Origin of the sequence: Lysinibacillus fusiformis, assembly GCF_003049525.1 — a bacterium.
Taxonomy (GTDB): Bacteria; Bacillota; Bacilli; order Bacillales_A; family Planococcaceae; genus Lysinibacillus; species Lysinibacillus fusiformis.
The window spans coordinates 208,433-225,482 of sequence record NZ_PYWL01000003.1; the positions used below are offsets into that span (position 1 = coordinate 208,433).

Below are 17,050 nucleotides of genomic sequence, written 5' to 3' on the forward strand. Positions count from 1 at the left end.
TGAAGTCAGGTACATTGAATTTATCTCAATTGATTCCTGGAAACATTAAAAATGGTGTAACTATTGATGGTGTAACAAGTAATCTTATTGGTTCACCAACGCCTAGTGTTGGTGATGCGGCTGTTGTAGCATCAGTAGGGTATACAGTGCAATACACGAGCGATTTTAAAAAAATCAAAGAAATTATATGTAATTTCAGTGGCAGAGTCAGAATTACATTTGATCTGTATGGCTCAGGAACTGGAAAAGGTTATGAACATGTCTATGGTCAAATATATATCAATGGCGTACCAAAAGGTATTATAAGAGACAATAATAGTAGTTCAGGTACTTTCTATTCAGAGGATTTTGATATAAATAATGGTGATCGAGTGCAATTATACGCCCGTGGGAGAACAAATCCAGATACGTGGGCAACTAGTGATGTACTTGCTATCTGTTTCGCTTCCAATCCGTTAGGTACAGTCGTGCAAATATAACAAGAAAAAGGAGTGAATAAGATGTTTTATTTAGAATACGATGATGATACAAAGTTAGTGATTAAAATTCACGAAACAGTGCCAGAGTCGGTGGTTGAAGGTCATTCCATTGCTAAGAGTGATAGTTTCGATATCGGTATGGAACTTGAATTTATTATTACTGTTGATAGAGTAGACCAAGATGGAAACGTTACTGCATCATTTACAACAAAGCAGATTGTACCAGCTTATCAATTATTGAAGAAAATTGATGAATTAGAAAAAGAGAATCAAGCACTAAAAGGTAGTGTAGCTGATCTGTGGGAAACAATTTTAGTATCAGGAGGTAATGCATAATGGAGACTGTATTCACACCTAAATTACGAGGGTACTTATTCTTAATTGATATGCATCGGATAACGATTGTAGATGTACCTGAACCATATAAACAAGCAATTTTAGATGAACAGTAAACAAGTAGACGCAGCATAAGCTAGCGCTCTTTTTATTGTATAAAACTTTGAGAGTTTTTTGAGAGATACCTTTGCTATATTAACTGATGGGGAAATGAGTTTATAGAAATTATCGTTGACGGATCGCCGTATGCGATGAAAGTCGCTCGTACGGTGAAGGCTCGTTATAAAGCCATAGGGTATAAGACGAGAATAGCAATCAAGCACCAAAAGCAAATAATGTAACTATTAGCGGAAAAGCAAAAGTAGGACAGACGTTAACTGGAGACTACACGTATTCAGACAATGAAAATGACTCAGAAGGTACATCTACATTTAGATGGTATCGGGCTGACGCTGGTGGTTCAAATAAAACAATTATTATTGGCGCAACATCAAAAGCATATCAATTAGTAGCAGCGGATGAGGGGAAATTTATTTTCTTTGAAGTAACTCCAATTGCTAATGAAGGTGAATCAGTAGGGGCACCGATATTGAGTTTAGCAACATCTAGCGTAGAACCGGAAATACTAACACCATCTACGTATACAGTGATGACTAATGTAACAGGTGCTATACCTCATGTTAGAATAAACACATATGATGTAAATTATGAACAAGCCATAACAGAGGTAATTTTGCAACGAGAAAGTGATACTCCAGTAAGTTACAAAGTAGCTAACGGAGATTTTACAGTTCAAAATAGCAATATAGCTCTTTTTGTACACGGAACATATTCTATTACTGGCAAGTATATCTGGACAATAAAAGCAACTGGATATACAGATGCTACGGTATCAGTTGATGTAAATTAATAATTTGTTTTACCTCGCCTATTTCGGGCGAGGTCTTTCTTGTATATCTATTTTAAATTATGGAGTAACAAATTAAACGTAGCATTAAGCTAGCGTTATTTTTTATGCCTTCCACAGATTGTGGAGGGCTTTTATTATGCAAATAAGGAAGTGGTCAAATGGAAAAATGGGTTGCTGCAGTAAGTGGAGCAATTGGCACAATCGTTTCATATTCAGTGGATGGTCTAGGAATGGCTGTTACTGTTTTGATTGGCTTTATGGCTATTGATTACCTTACAGGAATTATGGGCGGTATTGTTAATCAAAACTTAAACAGTCGTACAGGCTTCAACGGTATCATTCGAAAGATTTATTATTTAATGTTGGTCGGTTCCGTTTATTTATTATCCGTTGTGATACCTGGCATTGAGTATGCAGGGGATGGGGCAGCCATTGCATTTAGTGTACTTGAGTTTATAACTATTACAGAGAATGGTACAAAAATGGCTTACCAATGCCTGACTTCATTAAAAATATTTTAGCAATCGTGAAGGATAAAACAGGAGAGGGTGAAGTTAAATGACAAGCATTACAACAACCTGCCGAGATATTTCTGAACTATTACCAGTTGCACAAACAGCCTGTCGATTGTTATTCCATGAGTGCTTTAAGGCAGGCATTAAGAACGTCTTTATTACTGAAATATATCGCTCACAAGAACGACAGAAGTACGTTTTTGCACAGGGAAGAACTCGACCAGGGCAGATTGTTACTTGGACACTAGACAGCAACCATAAGTCTCGATTAGCTTGGGATATTGCTGTTGGTCCTCCACAGTCTTTATATGATGTAGCAACCCTAAGCCGAGTAGGAGCTATTGCACGTAAGCTAGACATTGAATGGGGTGGGGATTGGACAGGTAATATTGATCGTCCTCATTTCGAGGTCAAGCCAAATTGGATTATGCCAAAGGGGTACAAAATTGAAGGACAAGTGATTATTCCAACCAATAGCAAATACCAAGTTCAGTTAACTGTGGAAGGCAATACAACTAAACCAATTGCAAAGGATGATGATAAAATGTTATTCACTAATGACACAACTAAAGCAGCTGTACGTGATTACATTAAACAATCAGTGGATAAAAAGAAAATCGATAAGTCGTGGCTTGATAAATTCGATCAAGGTACGATGACAAGTGGTGATTTTGAAGGTTTGAAAATCATTATTGCTCAGCGTATTAATGAAAAGTATTAACCTATATTTGTTATATGAAGAAATATATATTGAAATATGTAATAAAATGAATAATAATTAAGTCGATTATATTATTTTTTAAATAGGATAATTAATCTATTAATATCACTTTGGAGGATTACTATGAAAAAGATTTTAATAATAGTATCAGCAGCTATAGCTATACTATTTAGTTTCTCACTTCTAGATATCGAGGGAAACAAAGCTAAAGCAGCTACTGTTGGAGAGCAATTAAAAGAACCTGAGTCCGGCTGGCAGAGATTTGATGACACACATTCTGCAATTAAATATACCAATTTTCCACATTTGGGTTACAAAGTAACTCAAGCGTACAAAGGAACTACAAGCTTTAACGCGAACTACTCAACTCATGGAGAGGTACGATTTAAATTTAAAGGTAAAAACCTTAGAATTATTACACCTACAGGGGCGCCAGACTATAGAGCAAGTAGTGTGGACATTACTATAGATGGGATTACAGAATCTTTCTCGATGGTATTAAACAACCAATACATGAACCTATCATACGAGAAATTAGGTTTAGATGACAAAGTTCATGAAGTAGTTATTGATAATTTCAAAGGAGGAAGAAGTGGATGGTCTTTATTCGGTTTGGATGCTATAGACATTGATACTGATGGTACACTTATTCATCCAGATTTGGAATTAGCTGAATCTCTAAAGCTAAACAAAGAAACACTTGAATTAACAACAGGTTCTAGTGAAACCTTAGTAGCAACTGTTACGCCTGATAGTGCTGGATTAATTTGGACAAGTAGCGATCCTGAGATTGCTTCTGTTGATAGTAATGGGAATGTAATTGGGAAAAAAGTTGGTAAAGTAACAATTACTGTGGCGACTACAGATGGAAGTAACTTAACAGCAACAGCCGAGGTTACTGTAAAAGAAGATGGAACAGGAGAAATTGGCACTAGAGCAATTTTAAGACTTACTATGACAAATAAAGATATTCATGAGTATGATTTATCTTTATCAGAAATTGATCAGTTTATGAATTGGTTAGATGGTCGTGAAGTTGGACAAGGGAAACCGTACTATAAATTTAAATTAAATGTAACGACTGGAAATATTATTTCAAGAACAGAGTATATTATGTATGACAAAATTGTTAGCTTTACTGTTGATAATTATAAGTAATATAGTATTTTGCAGTTAGTCTTTTATAGAATTTAATTTGGATATGGTTTATTCAAACACATAACAGGTGCTCATTATTAATTGAGTGCCTGTTTTTTTATTTCCACAAATTAATGCTTGTCAAAACAGAAAAGTTTGTTCTAAAATAATGCAAACGAATGTTCTTATCGAGAGGATGGATTTGTATGTTGAATCCTGAACAACGGCGACTATTTCATAAATTTTTAATTCTAGAAATGGCAGTTCAATCATTGCAATGTGATTTCTCAGTAATTGAAAATTTGAAAATGAGTAAAGTTTATTTACCAATCCTTGATAAGTTACTAAAAGACATAACACATGATTATTACGATTCAAAAAGGTTATTGGCGAGTAGAACGCAAAGCGAGTGTAGATGAGATTGTAGGAAACTTAGGTAAGGACGAGCGTATACGCTTTGAAAACGAATTTATTCGAGCGCAGAATATGCCATTCACAATCCTTCTTGAAGATCCAGAAGGCTACCAAAAAATAATAAATGGAAACTACAGAAGTAAATACGACCCACTTGCATTACTTGGCTCGTTACGGCTTTGAAATTGTCTACTTAGATAATAAGTTTAGTGGGAATTTTATTTACTACCATTTTTATCATCAAATGAAGAACTACCTAAAGAGAGGGGCATTTTGACCATCGTTAATATACGAAATGACTGTAATAGTAAGTGTATTTTCTATTATTACAGTCATTGTTATAGTATGTCTATTATTCGTGAAATTCATAACTAAATTAGAAAAAAATAGAAAAACAGTTTATGAGAGAAATTGAACAAACACAAAATAAAAAAAATATGCCCTTATAAACATGTATCAATGAAATCTTTGCCTAATGGTGTTATTCCAACTGAACCTTTTTGAATATACGGTTGGACATCATCAAAACTTATACTTAGATCTTTTAGAATTCCGATAAAATCTGCATCATGTTCATTAGTTTTAATTGATTCTGATATATCAGTGTATAGCTTATGATCTTCATATCTTTTATATAATTTATTATCATACAAATGCTTTGAGGAGTCTATAGAGATTAAACCTAATCTTTGTAAATTAATTAGCGAACTAGCAATTGCGTCTGTATCACATTCGAGATTAGGTAAAAATACATGTTTATGAAGTATTTTGTGTCCTTCAGAACCATAATTTATACCATAATTTACAATTGGAAAAGCACCGTTTGAACCTTTTGTATCATTTGGATTTTGAAAAACTTTTATGTTTTGAGCATCAAATGGTGAAAGTTGTTTTATTATTTCTACAAACGCAGGATGAGTACTTTGAGACTTTCTAATATCGATTGAAGAAGCAATCAAATTTGCAAACATTTCTCGTAGTTCTTCAGAATCGATATAATACTTAGAAGCTTCTATCACAGGGCCTATAATATGTAGTTCTGGCTCTTTGATATATTCATCTGGAATTTCTTGTGTTTTATCTTCTACTTTTTGTATATAACTTTGAAGATTTTTTTGTTGACGTATTTCTTGTTTTTTTGTCCAAAGAGAAACATGATTTCCAATTGTTAAACTCCAAAGGTCAGTTAGAGTATTACCAACTGCTTGTGCTGGAGCACTTGCAGCTTCATCAATAAATTTAGGTATTATATTTATTTCCATTATTTATCCACCTTTCCAAATATATTATAGGAGATTGTAACTATAGAAACAATACAAAATCATCCCATTTTAATTTCATGTTCTATTTTTAAACTAGGGTTTTGGAAAACAGTTGCTTGTGGGCAGATAAATTCTTAAAGTAAAAAATGATTTAATTGGAATTAATTTGAAATATGTTAAAAGATTGAACTAAAGGTAGGTGCTGCACATGCCTACGTTATCGCGTAGTGATATACAGACAATTGAACGATATTGGATTGAACTGGAGCAAAATAGGAAGAAACTAAAATATCGTGAATGGGAACTGTTGCATCCACATAATGAAGGTGGCGAAATGGTTGGAGGTCGTAGTAATGCGATTTCTGACACGACAGCCAAGAAGGCAATGCTTCTAGCCAATGATGACTACTACCAAAACCTAAAACGTATCATTAAGACTGTGGAAGACCTATACAACGAGTTAGACGAGGGATATGCGTACCATTGTAGATTTGCGTTACTGGGATACGGATGGCTGTTACGAGTGGGAAGACATAGTCGATAAGCTGTATATCTCACGTCATAAGGTGCTAAGGAAACGTAACATTCTGATTGATAAAACAGCGGAAAGAATTGGATGGGTATAAAAGTGAACTTCTTAACACTAGGGAAGTTCGCAAAAATCTGTAGTAAATTGATATTGTGATAGTTTTTCAAATATAGTTATTAATCGCGAAATCCTCCTTTAGGCATGGGACCATACTTTTTTTTGTATGGTCTTATGTTATCATTTACAATGAGGAAAGGAGGAGAATAGCAATGTTTGAATTATTTAGGAAAAAGAAAATGAGTTTAAATCGAGGTTTGTATGACGTTAAATTTATTTTAAAAAAATATAAAACAGAAGAAAAAATGAAAAAATTAAGTAAAGAACAATTAGAAAAAATAATTAGCACCCTAGAAATAGAATTACATTTTCAAAACAATAGAAGAGGCGCCATTTTAACATTCATAGGTTCAATTTTAGTTGTAATGTTTTTTATGATACCAATTATGACTAACAGTATTGGAAGTGGTTATTTCCAAAACTTTAACGGCGACATGTATCAATTAGAAAGTGTGGAGTTGGAACTGTTGTGGAATGAAGAAAGACAATATAATGACAATGTAATGGGTACATTCAAGCAATATAATGGCAGTCAAAAAGAAATTTTTGCTCTCAAAATGGGTTTATTTATATATGTAGGAATTTGTTTAGTTTATTTCTCTTCGTTATTTTACATAAACAGAATTTACAAACTTTACAATCAAGCAAGATATATACATTCATTAAAAATCATTTAATACGAGACTACTAAATTGGTAGTCTTTTTTTTATGATGACAATCTGTTCCATTTATCCTATGATTTAGGTAGATGGGAGGTGTTATTGATGCTTATTAATTTGATTTTAAAATTTAGTGAGAATTTTACGTTTACTGAATTCGATGACAGTAAAAATTTCTCACTATATAAAAGCCTTGAAACTGATCATATTCCAAGAAAAAATGATTATGTTTATGATTCTGGATTTAGGAAAGACTTTTTAGTTACAAGTGTAGTTTGGAATTTCGAAAATGAACAATGTAATATTTATTTAGATCGCTCTAGCGTTGGTAATTTTGAAGAAATAAAAATCCAAGCGACAGACGCAGGGTGGAAAGCAATTAAAGGTCACATCTAACCAGGTGTGACCTTTTAACCGGAGGGAATAAATGGAGCAAAATAAAAGGTATTATAAAATTTATAACTATAAAGAAATTCATTCAGAATTTAAATCTCATTTACAGGGTAAAAATATCAAAGAAGATACAACTGTAAAGGATTATATTAAAGGTAATATGAACAAATACTCTTATAATGAATTGGAAATTATGAGTGAAAGCACCTTAAAATATAAAGATCGAGTTACCTTCGATGCTACTATTGGAATTGCTGCATTAACAGCTATTTTTACTCTATTCGCGATTCTAGTAGCTGTTTTTTCAAAGACTATAGAGTATGATTCACCGATAATTATTATAATCTTATGTATATATGTATATATGTATATATGTATTAATGATTTTGTGGATTGTTACTTATTCTTTTAATAAATATACTCAAATTATAAGAACAGCAAATTTATTGGATATTGCTATTAGATTAAGAAAGAATAAAATTTAAATCTCCTTAAATACATAATTCAGTCTATACTCCAAAAAGTGTAGGCTTTTTATTATGCATAGGAAGATAGCTTGTACGTGTATGTTGGAAACAAGTAGTTACCTTCTTCAAACAATTGAAGGATATGTAGTTTTAACTCGAGTGGATGTTTGCTTCGACCCATAAAAAATACTCCCCTTAGATAAACAGATTTTATTTTTTCATCTGTCTACCTAATAGGGAGCATATCATAGTGAGTACCTGGTCATTTTTTGTTTAATATTCTCTTACTTCAAATGAAGCGATTTTATCATGAACAATATATTCCGTTACTTTTTTATAAGGTGAAATTGTTTTAGTAAATTTGAATGTTGATGTACCTTGTGCACTTTCAAACCAATTTAAATAATTGTTTAAAACTGTATTTGTAACATCATATTCTTTTGTTATACCGTTTACTAATGTAATGCTTAAAATAGCATTTGAAAATTCATTGTTTGGTTTCTTAACAATTACTGTACTAGTGGCTGCAATATCAGTACCTTCAATTTTGGCAGTAATTATTGCTTCACCTTCGTGAAGTGCCGTGACGTTACCATCCTGATCTACAGTAGCAATTGATTCATCACTTGATGACCATATTACTTTTGTAGTATCAGGTGTAGTTGTTGCTATTAGCTTATCTTGGCTACCTTCAAGTAATTCTAGCCTATTTTTGTCTAAAGTTATGGATTCAATATTCGGAACATCATTTTCTGATATTAATAATCCGTCCACATCAATAGCATCTAGAGCAAAAGTATCGTTGTTTACATTATTTGTTATGTTTATCTCTACTTTGTGTTTACCATAAGGTAAATCTACTTTTTTATAGTATATAGACTGACTTTTTATACCATAACCTTTTGCCGTAGCTGCTTCAGAAACACCGTCAATAGTAATTGTGAAATCCGCCCTATTATAAGCAATGTAATCTAATAACATAAATTTAGTTCCCACAAAATAGAAGGTTAAACTCATATCTTTATTATAACCTTGTACTCGACTTTTTTTGTACAAGTCTTCGTGCGAAAATCGATACATGTTTGTATAATTTATTAATGGGTTTGAATCATCATATCGCTTCCATCCTTTTTCAGGTTTAAGCAACTGATCACCGATTACCGCACTGTTTTCAGGTGTATTATTTAAATTAGTTACCCCTTCTTCATAATCTACTACTTCTGCTGCCGATGCACTTTCAACACTAATACTAACTAGTACAAAAAACGTTAATGCTAGATAAATAAAACCATTTTTCAATAACTTACTCACTTATGTATCCTCCTTTAAGATTATTTAAGGCAATTACTTAAAAAAACCTATAAAAACAACTTTAAACAATGAAGGACTTATTTACCATAATAAAAATTTGTTATTTTTGATAATAAAAAAAGCCCCTCATTTGAATGACTAATTTTTGAAAATAATATTATTTTAATGCTTCGTCCATTGAATTTTTAAACTTCTCAAATTCAGCATCTTTCATATCACCATTCATTTGTATTAAAAACAGCCCTTTTGCATGTGTGTGGTGAGTAAAGTAAAGGAGACTCTTTACCTAATTCATCATAATATGATTTTGCTTTTTCTAATCCTTTTTTATCTTTGAAGGAATAAAGATTATTATTTCACAGGGCAAATAATATAAAGACCAAAACAGCTTAAACGTGCTATTTTGGTCTCATTGATTTATCTTTATATTGTAATAGTTAATAATAGCTATTAACTTATTTCATTAATAATGCTTTTTATCCAATTAGAAATTAACATATCACTCTCTTCAAAAGTCAAATCACTCTTTATTTTTAAATAATGTAAATCTTTTCTTAACACCGGTAACTTTTCTCTTAACGGATAATTGTTTTCAGATTCTTCATCGATAAAAACTAATTTTTGACCGCCATCTAAAGTTTTATATACTCTACCTGTATACTCAAGGTCATCAATATAGACATAAGCATGCCCTCTAGCTCGGGGATTTAAGTAAATATGATTCCCTTTTAGTTTAGAGAGTGAATACATAAAAGCTTCTAATCTTGTTTTATTAATATAAAATTTATGTCCATAGTAGAGTTGTTTGTGTTTCTTTGGATTGATATCAAATGTCTCGTATCGAACACAAATATCAGTTTCTTTAGGTTGTTTCTTATAGGTCCAATGAGAAAATGGTAATAACCGTTCTTTTACTAAATAATCAATATTACTATGGTCTAAATCACAACCATAACTTAAAATAAAAACTTCATTTAATTCATTCAATTTGGAGTTCCCCAATTTGGTAAACTTCTATGTCTCAAGAGTATTTGTTCATGATGGTCTACAAAATTGTCATATTTAAGATGGTAATGCCAATTAGTAACTGCCTTATTTTGTTCAAGGCCTACATGTCCTCTTATGATAGAATTACCATTTTTTCCGTAAATTTCAAAAACATGTTCCCCTTGTCTGATTCCATTTGCCCCAGAACCTTCTGGTCCTACAAATTTAGAATAGCCATGTTTATCAATTTCTTTTTCAGCTGCTGCTATCCATTTATCCTGTACTTTATCTTTTACTTCATCACCAATCTCTTTTTTTATTTTATCACCCATTTTCTTTTTAAGTGCATCTTTTATTAATACTCTGATTAATACATTTGCTACACGTGGTTGAATGTTATCATTGTTACTTACATTCTGTGAAACAGCAAAAGCATGTAAAGTTATTGATGGATAATTAATATCATAAAAATATTTTAGTAATGCAATATTTTGATCTTCAAGACCATATGAATTAAGAACATTAACATCAGCATTTTCAAGAAATAAACTGCTATGTTCAGAAATAATATCTAAACTTAGTTGTATATCATCTTCTGTTAAATTTGTTTCTTGTCTAATTAAATCTAACTCATTTTGAGTGTTAGCGGAACTAGTTAAAGGTAAAGTTAACTGAAGCATTAATGTAAATATTATTAAGATTGATAATTTGTTAAGTATTTTTTTCATTTTCGACTCCTTATTTTTTAATTATTTAGTATTCCGGAATATCAACTTGATTTTACCATATATTACAACATCATCAAATAAAAACCTTAAAATGAGATAATTCCTAATATTAAAACTATTTAATGAAGATGACTTGATCTAACCGGGACGCCTGCAAGCATGGTAACAACTTTATCTGTTAATGAAATGGGACTACTCGATACTATTAAGTATTTGTTTTTAGGTGATGTGGACAGAAATAATAGCGATTTAAAAATGATTTCTACAATTCGTATCACAATGGGATATTATGTTTTCGAGTACTGTTATGATAATGTCTTTAAAATAACTCCAACAAAGTGCAGGCTCGCTTCAATTAGTAATTATTCTTAAGTTAATGTGTTGCTTTAATTGAATAATTTATAAAAGACCACTTCGCTAGGGTGCAGTTCATGATGGGTGGTCTTAAATTTTCCCCATCATATCTCCACCAGTCGTAGAAAATAAAGCTCGATAAATCAAAATATCCATGATTAAAATTAAATAAAAAAACAACCGACAAACCCTTACATATCATAGGATTGTCGGCTCTATAGAAGTATAAAAAGATACGCCTGAATATAGCATTTCTATAGGAAGCATTCATGGCTGTACTGAAGATGGATGACACGAATTAATATTGATATAGCAGCGTTGGATAAAACAAGTGCTTTTATATCAGTAAGGTGGGTTTACCACTATAAAATATTTAAGCAATTCTTATAGAGCTTGAGTGAATGAGTCAGAGATGTATGTAAAATCTTTGTCCACTTTCTTACTGAGGTGGACAGCAATCTGTTATGGTAGCTTGCTATGTCAATGTCTGTTGCTATTAGTAGGTTCCTTTGACTGATTAATAAAAATTAATTACTAATGTAAAAAAAGACCACTTCAAATGAGCGGTCTAAATAGATAAACGTTAAATAGTCTTAGATTATAATGAAGTGGACTTACCTTTTTTCTCATTCATAATAAGGTCTTCTTTATCTGGGTGAGGGAGTTCATTACCCTTACCCCTATTAGGTTCTTTAATTTTTCCTAGGTCTGCTCCACTAGAAAATGATTGTTTTGTTGGCTCATCTGTTGCAAATTCTGTATTTTTTTTATCTCTTTTCATTTTTGACACCTCCTACAGATATTATTTAACTGATCCGATTAAATATCCCTCGTTTATTTCAATTTAATCGATAAATATTTAAAATGACCTCCCTTTGGTGGTCATTTGATTACTTTTTTCTGAAAATACTTTCATTATGTGCTATAAAACAAATTACGAAAAAAAACGCACATAGCCAATAATTTTCTTGAAAATCCATATCAAACTTTTAATAACAAAATAGAAAAAAATAATGTTAACTATAAAACCCATACCTAAAAAACTGAAACCCTTATTAGCATATATATGTAACCAATCAAATGGAAATCCGTAGATACCTATTAAATTTTCCAAATTATCATTATAATTTTCCCTTTTTCCAATAATAAAAGGCAAACAAATAACTAAAATAATACTTAAAAATATGATCCATAAATTCGGCTTTTTGTCATTATTCACTTTCATTCTCCTCATGATGTTATATCTGTATTTAAAAAAACTAAAAAACTGACTTTATTCGCAAATATGTTGTTGGTAATACTGCATTGGCATTAACAAAAGCTAGGGAACTCATTTTTAAGAATTTAACATAAATTGGAAATGTGAATTATTCTGTTTCCCGTTGGAACGCTACTATTTATTTTAAAATAGAAAATTTTGTAAAAAAACTAAGGCTATAAAGTATTTATTAACTCAGTTTATTATTCCAATGGGTAAATTTAGTTCATAGTTGATTTGTTGACAGCCTTGTTAAGCCGTCAGTAAATCCTATAAAGTGCTACTCAATCTGTACTTTCTATTGATGTTTAACTTACAAAATTTGTAATTCGCTTTATTACAAACATAATTTCATGCGTCGAAGTAATTTTGCAAATGTATTATCGAATGAGTTTTGGAGGTTTAGATTTCTAAAATTTAATGAAACACCATTTATGAAAATTATCAGCTATTTGTAAAGGATGCTTCGAATATGAAAAGGCGGTTAGCATGGTCTAAATGGTTAAAGAATATACTAGATGTAATGTAAAGGGTAGAAAAGGGGATGGGGATTATTGGATTATTAAATATTATTATGAGCGCTTTTGGGATTACTATGATAACTTTATTTCTTTTTCTTTGGTCACTTGATGAAGACAAATGGAGTTTAATGGGTATTTCCTCTTACATAATTCCTGCCATATTAATTTATTTTGTTGTTTTTGTGTATGTGTAGAAATTAGATAATTCTAGCAGTGAACTTCATGTATAGTAAATGAATATGAATACTTTTTATCAGGAGGTCACAGAAGGTCGAAAAATCTATGGACAAGTATACTTATACAAAGATAAAATATTCATTTTCTTTATGTAGAAAATTCAAAAGTAGTAATCCTAGCGCTAGAGTGATTGCTTCAAAATTTATTACTAGTATGGAAGTGAAGATGAATGGCATTCATAAAAGATAGATCATTTAGTGCCTCGAAAACAAGTATGGAGTTTAAGATAGTGGAAACGGGTTCTGTTTCTAGTACAATTAATATTAGTTTTAATTGTGGTAATAATCATTTGGGTTATACATTTTTCGTTTTACGAAGTGACCTGATGATGTTACATACGTTAATTCTAAGAAATTGGGATGAATTTTTAGAAGCAGGAGTATGGGATTCAACGGATCCTTCCTTTTCGTTGTCTATCTCGGCAAACAAAAGTGAGTTGATTGAAGAACAAATTTACCAATTCCAATGTTGGATAGATGCTGGTGAATATATGTCAAGTCGATCTACTCGTTCTGGGATTGGAATTACCATTTATCAAGATCGAAAAACGATTGAAGATTTTGCATTACAGATAAAGCATGAACTAAATTAGGTTATTATATGTGATTGATTTAACGCATGTGCCTGCAGATGGGCAGATCATGGAATTTCCTAGATATGCAGAAGATTTACTTAAAAATTCGCTGGAACAGTTCCAGCATACGCAAAACCTGAATACAACCCCTAAGCTCCATTTGCTTCTGCGTGAATTACTCGATACCATTTTTGAAAGAAAGAGTATTGATAACAGTTTTGTGACGAACGATCAAGCAATTCAACAGGCTGTTCCATATATCAAACAACATTTTGCAGCACCGCTAACGCGTTCTTTTATGGCTGATATGACTGGTTTTAACGAAAGCTATTTCTCATCGCTGTTTAAGAAGGAAACAGGGTGGAGCTTTGCTGAGTATGTGAATCAAATTCGGGTAGACCAAGCAAAGCTTCTACTACTAGGAGCAAATGACAAATTGCAGGATATTGCGTTGAAAACAGGATTCGCTGACGGTTCATATTTGGGGAAAACCTTTACTAAATATGTTCATCTTTCACCTAGTAGTTTTCGTAAGAGGAGGCATTCTCATCGTATAGTTAGTATACAATTTCATGGGGCATTGGTAGCATTGGGCATTCAACCCCTTGCTACTACACGGAAGTTGCTTCAATCTTCTAAGCTATTGCATAAACGATTACCGACCATTGTGGAAATAGAGTCCTTTGATCTACTCGAAGAGATACGCCAGCTCGAACCAGAGTTAATTGTGGCACCAACTTATTTTTATAACTATCCTGATATAATGAAAACACTCGAACAAATTGCCCCTGTTTTAACAATTCCTTGGGGGCAGTTGGACAAGCTGGAAGAGGTAAGACTGCTTGGAACACTACAAGGGCGTACACAACAGGCTGAAGAGTGGATTAATAATATATTCTTTTTATTCCAACATGCCGAGGAAACTGGTGATGGTGCTGTAGAATGTGCCGTCTTAATAGAAGAAAAGAAAATTGATGAGATTTTTGGCTGGCATAATATGAGTGGCATTAAGGAAAATACGGTTTATGTTATCAATGGAACAGCTCAGTATGCATCAAAAGGAATGTCTATCTATATGGAGGGGGTACCTTCTCATGCAAATGAACCCGAGAATGGCATAAACCCTGCTTTTGCCATAGCAAAAATTATTGATAGCATTCCAAGCTTTATTGATTCAACAGCGAATAAAGGTAATGTATTATGTACCGTCGTTCAAGTTGATATCGGAGAGAAAGCATTTGGTGTCAACGCAAGTAAGGGTACATTACGATTGACTATCCGAGCTCTATATGAGGAAGAAATGGGTAAACTTCAGCATAAATTGGAAAATGTAGCACAAGCAGAAGCAGAAAAATATGGGCTGAAAATTCGTTTTGAATATCAGGATGAATTCCCTGAAACGGCTAACCACGAAGAGAGCTCCGATAAAATACGTCAGGTTTGTGCAGATAAAAATATACCAATGCTCGAGTTAAAGGAGGCTTTCCGTGCTTCAGAGGATTTTGGTCATTATACAAAACTGACAAAAGGCTCTTACTGCTATATAGGGAATGGAGAGGATTATCCAAACATCCATACCTTTGAATATGTTTTTAAAGATGACCTGATCGTAACAGGAGTTGAATTGTTTAAAGGGCTTGCTGAGCTATAGACATAGATGAATAAGAAAACAAAAAGGAATCACCGTAAAGCGGGTGATTCCTTTTGGTGTCGCCTGCAATTTATTGAAACAATAAAAAGAATTTAGCCAATAAAAAGATAGGGACCCCTACAATTATTACGCCTGCCAAGAAATAACAAAATAGCATAAATACATCGAAAATCGCACCGGCTAAATCATCAATGAATTTTAACATTTCATTTCCCTCCAAACATAATAAGTATAGGCACTTACAAATTGCGAAAAGAGAAAAGCCTCAACGTCACTGTTGAAGCTATTAAATCTTACATATTTTTTACTATTTCACTATTAAAAACTAAATCTGTATAAACAATACTAACATTCATCGGAAAGTATAACAAATATTTAGGACTGCTCACATAGATGGATCACTCAACATCAAAGATTTAATCTCGGCTTGCCTCATCAAAATCATATTGTAAAGTCTTTTTTTAATAGTAATGTTTAAAATCTCTTCCTACTTGATCGAGGGTCCCATAAATTTCATAATCATGATTTTCATAAAAAGTTAACGCTTGAAAGCTTAAGGTGTCAACCTTAATAAAATCGCACTTATTCTCTAAAGCAATTTCCTCAATAGCTGCTAACAATTTTGAACCATATCCTTGACCACGAAATTTTTCATCGACCATTAATGTGTGTATTTCTAACCAGTTCCAGCAAACCTCCCCTAATATGCCACCGAAAATTTGACTGTCTTGATCCGTTAGAAATAAATTAATTTCCTTATAGCGCCCTTGTAGGTCTTTTGGAAAGTGTTCTACATTATATTCATAAAGCATGTGATTAACATAAGATTTATTTTTTGCATCTAATTGTTGTGTGATTTGTAAGGACATCTTTTACTCCTTTAGTTGAAATGGAAAATCGCGTTTCCAAATCATATGATGATTATTTGTTCCCCAAAAATGTTCAAGAACATAGTTTGGCTGTCCGAATTTTCTCTGCCAAACTAGTTGTGCTTGTTTATAGCCACTGTCTAAACAAAAGCTAGGGATGTTTTTCATTTCTAACGTTGTTAGCATTTTCTTCACAAGTCTCGTTCCAATCCCACAACCTTGGTAGTTTGGATGAACATAAACGGTCCCGATTTCTGGACAATTTGACAGGTCTTCCATAATCGTTTTTTGAATGAATTCATTTGACTCACCATACTCGATGGTGCCTATGATTTCTTCTGTTTCGCCATCCTCAGCCAGCCAGAAAAATCTTTTTTGGCCCTGACTTTCAAAGTCAGCAGCTAAGTATTGTTTTTTCGTTGTCCATTCATGTTGTTGATCGTCCACCAGCTCGGCAAGACCTTCTTTAGCGAAAGTATCCTGAATGACATGTAAAAAGAATTGATGTAGTACAGGAGTATCTGCTGGCTCAGGGCGTCTGATGATTATATTTCTCAAAAGAGATTTCTCCTTTTACTGTTTTTAATAGATCTGATGTATGTTTTTAGTATGGTGACGGC

23 protein-coding genes and 2 pseudogenes are annotated in these 17,050 nt (G+C 32.5%); 15 read left to right on the plus strand and 10 right to left on the minus strand.

The window, feature by feature from the left end; translation table 11 throughout:
* Positions 1-14 precede the first annotated feature (14 nt).
* From C9J29_RS09885 to C9J29_RS09920, 9 genes and pseudogenes are all read left to right on the plus strand, one after another.
* Positions 15-479 carry a hypothetical protein gene (locus tag C9J29_RS09885; RefSeq protein ID WP_107922070.1) on the plus strand — a complete coding sequence of 155 codons (465 nt, stop codon included), beginning with the start codon at positions 15-17 and terminating at the stop codon, positions 477-479.
* A 21-nt stretch (positions 480-500) separates the two neighbouring features.
* Positions 501-815, plus strand: a complete 315-nt coding sequence (locus tag C9J29_RS09890) for a hypothetical protein (protein ID WP_107922071.1) — start codon at positions 501-503, stop codon at positions 813-815.
* Between the two features lie 343 nt (positions 816-1,158).
* Positions 1,159-1,377 (plus strand): annotated as a pseudogene (locus tag C9J29_RS25115) (hypothetical protein); the annotation flags it as partial.
* A gap of 27 nt (positions 1,378-1,404) precedes the next feature.
* The gene (locus C9J29_RS09895) at positions 1,405-1,725 is read left to right on the plus strand and encodes a hemoblobin-interacting domain-containing protein (protein WP_107922072.1); all 321 of its coding nucleotides are present in this window, start codon (positions 1,405-1,407) and stop codon (positions 1,723-1,725) included.
* A gap of 158 nt (positions 1,726-1,883) precedes the next feature.
* Positions 1,884-2,246, plus strand: a complete 363-nt coding sequence (locus C9J29_RS09900; protein WP_107922073.1) for a phage holin family protein — start codon at positions 1,884-1,886, stop codon at positions 2,244-2,246.
* A gap of 37 nt (positions 2,247-2,283) precedes the next feature.
* Positions 2,284-2,961, plus strand: a complete 678-nt coding sequence (locus C9J29_RS09905; RefSeq protein WP_107922074.1) for a M15 family metallopeptidase — start codon at positions 2,284-2,286, stop codon at positions 2,959-2,961.
* 123 nt (positions 2,962-3,084) lie between these two features.
* Positions 3,085-4,119: an Ig-like domain-containing protein gene (locus C9J29_RS09910; protein ID WP_107922075.1), complete on the plus strand. Its 1,035-nt coding sequence runs from the start codon at positions 3,085-3,087 to the stop codon at positions 4,117-4,119.
* Between the two features lie 236 nt (positions 4,120-4,355).
* The gene (locus tag C9J29_RS25220) at positions 4,356-4,517 is read left to right on the plus strand and encodes a hypothetical protein (protein WP_473808333.1); all 162 of its coding nucleotides are present in this window, start codon (positions 4,356-4,358) and stop codon (positions 4,515-4,517) included.
* Positions 4,459-4,695 (plus strand): hypothetical protein, encoded by a 237-nt coding sequence (locus C9J29_RS09920; RefSeq protein WP_307723775.1) that lies wholly within the window; start codon positions 4,459-4,461, stop codon positions 4,693-4,695. Before C9J29_RS25220 ends, C9J29_RS09920 begins: the two co-directional genes overlap by 59 nt.
* 260 nt (positions 4,696-4,955) lie before the next feature.
* Here C9J29_RS09920 and C9J29_RS09925 read toward each other — a convergent pair whose 3' ends face one another.
* Entirely contained in the window at positions 4,956-5,774 is an 819-nt protein-coding gene (locus C9J29_RS09925; RefSeq protein ID WP_107922077.1) for a DUF4393 domain-containing protein, read from the minus strand.
* Positions 5,775-5,982: 208 nt separating this feature from the next.
* Here C9J29_RS09925 and C9J29_RS09930 point away from each other — a divergent pair, with 208 nt between their 5' ends.
* The 4 genes from C9J29_RS09930 (at position 5,983) to C9J29_RS09945 (ending at position 7,885) form a co-directional block, all read left to right on the plus strand.
* A complete protein-coding gene (locus tag C9J29_RS09930) occupies positions 5,983-6,318 on the plus strand; it encodes a hypothetical protein (protein ID WP_107922078.1) in 336 nt (111 codons plus the stop codon).
* 254 nt (positions 6,319-6,572) lie between these two features.
* Positions 6,573-7,097: a hypothetical protein gene (locus C9J29_RS09935; RefSeq protein ID WP_107922079.1), complete on the plus strand. Its 525-nt coding sequence runs from the start codon at positions 6,573-6,575 to the stop codon at positions 7,095-7,097.
* Positions 7,098-7,185: 88 nt separating this feature from the next.
* Entirely contained in the window at positions 7,186-7,476 is a 291-nt protein-coding gene (locus C9J29_RS09940; RefSeq protein ID WP_107922080.1) for a hypothetical protein, read from the plus strand.
* Between the two features lie 31 nt (positions 7,477-7,507).
* On the plus strand, positions 7,508-7,885 hold the full coding sequence (locus C9J29_RS09945; protein WP_107922081.1) for a hypothetical protein: 378 nt from the start codon (positions 7,508-7,510) through the stop codon (positions 7,883-7,885).
* 328 nt (positions 7,886-8,213) lie between these two features.
* Here the strand turns inward: C9J29_RS09945 and C9J29_RS09950 are convergent, their stop codons facing one another.
* The 6 genes and pseudogenes from C9J29_RS09950 to C9J29_RS09970 all read right to left on the minus strand — a co-directional run bounded on the left by C9J29_RS09950 (position 8,214) and on the right by C9J29_RS09970 (position 12,539).
* A complete protein-coding gene (locus C9J29_RS09950) occupies positions 8,214-9,251 on the minus strand; it encodes an Ig-like domain-containing protein (RefSeq protein WP_164908731.1) in 1,038 nt (345 codons plus the stop codon).
* Between the two features lie 157 nt (positions 9,252-9,408).
* Positions 9,409-9,598: pseudogene (locus tag C9J29_RS24620) on the minus strand (stress protein); the annotation flags it as partial.
* Between the two features lie 103 nt (positions 9,599-9,701).
* Entirely contained in the window at positions 9,702-10,238 is a 537-nt protein-coding gene (locus tag C9J29_RS09955; RefSeq protein WP_107922082.1) for a hypothetical protein, read from the minus strand.
* Positions 10,235-10,966 (minus strand): YpjP family protein, encoded by a 732-nt coding sequence (locus C9J29_RS09960; RefSeq protein WP_107922083.1) that lies wholly within the window; start codon positions 10,964-10,966, stop codon positions 10,235-10,237. The genes C9J29_RS09955 and C9J29_RS09960 overlap by 4 nt, the downstream gene beginning before the upstream one ends.
* Before the next feature lie 952 nt (positions 10,967-11,918).
* The gene (locus C9J29_RS09965; RefSeq protein WP_036149169.1) at positions 11,919-12,101 is read right to left on the minus strand and encodes a hypothetical protein; all 183 of its coding nucleotides are present in this window, start codon (positions 12,099-12,101) and stop codon (positions 11,919-11,921) included.
* Between the two features lie 153 nt (positions 12,102-12,254).
* A complete protein-coding gene (locus tag C9J29_RS09970) occupies positions 12,255-12,539 on the minus strand; it encodes a hypothetical protein (RefSeq protein ID WP_107922084.1) in 285 nt (94 codons plus the stop codon).
* Positions 12,540-13,505: 966 nt separating this feature from the next.
* On the opposite strand from C9J29_RS09970, the gene C9J29_RS09975 reads away from it, so the two are divergent.
* Together C9J29_RS09975 and C9J29_RS09980 are read left to right on the plus strand one after the other, a co-directional pair.
* Positions 13,506-13,928 carry a hypothetical protein gene (locus C9J29_RS09975; protein ID WP_008179514.1) on the plus strand — a complete coding sequence of 141 codons (423 nt, stop codon included), beginning with the start codon at positions 13,506-13,508 and terminating at the stop codon, positions 13,926-13,928.
* Between the two features lie 49 nt (positions 13,929-13,977).
* Entirely contained in the window at positions 13,978-15,561 is a 1,584-nt protein-coding gene (locus C9J29_RS09980) for a M20/M25/M40 family metallo-hydrolase (protein WP_128472300.1), read from the plus strand.
* A gap of 70 nt (positions 15,562-15,631) precedes the next feature.
* Here the strand turns inward: C9J29_RS09980 and C9J29_RS24940 are convergent, their stop codons facing one another.
* From C9J29_RS24940 to C9J29_RS09990, 3 genes are all read right to left on the minus strand, one after another.
* On the minus strand, positions 15,632-15,766 hold the full coding sequence (locus C9J29_RS24940; protein ID WP_255250367.1) for a hypothetical protein: 135 nt from the start codon (positions 15,764-15,766) through the stop codon (positions 15,632-15,634).
* 256 nt (positions 15,767-16,022) lie between these two features.
* Complete coding sequence (locus C9J29_RS09985; RefSeq protein WP_107922086.1) at positions 16,023-16,430, minus strand: GNAT family N-acetyltransferase; 408 nt, start codon at positions 16,428-16,430, stop codon at positions 16,023-16,025.
* Positions 16,431-16,433: 3 nt separating this feature from the next.
* Positions 16,434-16,988, minus strand: coding sequence for a GNAT family N-acetyltransferase (locus C9J29_RS09990; protein ID WP_008179509.1), 555 nt, complete (start codon positions 16,986-16,988; stop codon positions 16,434-16,436).
* Between the last annotated feature and the right edge of the window lie 62 nt (positions 16,989-17,050).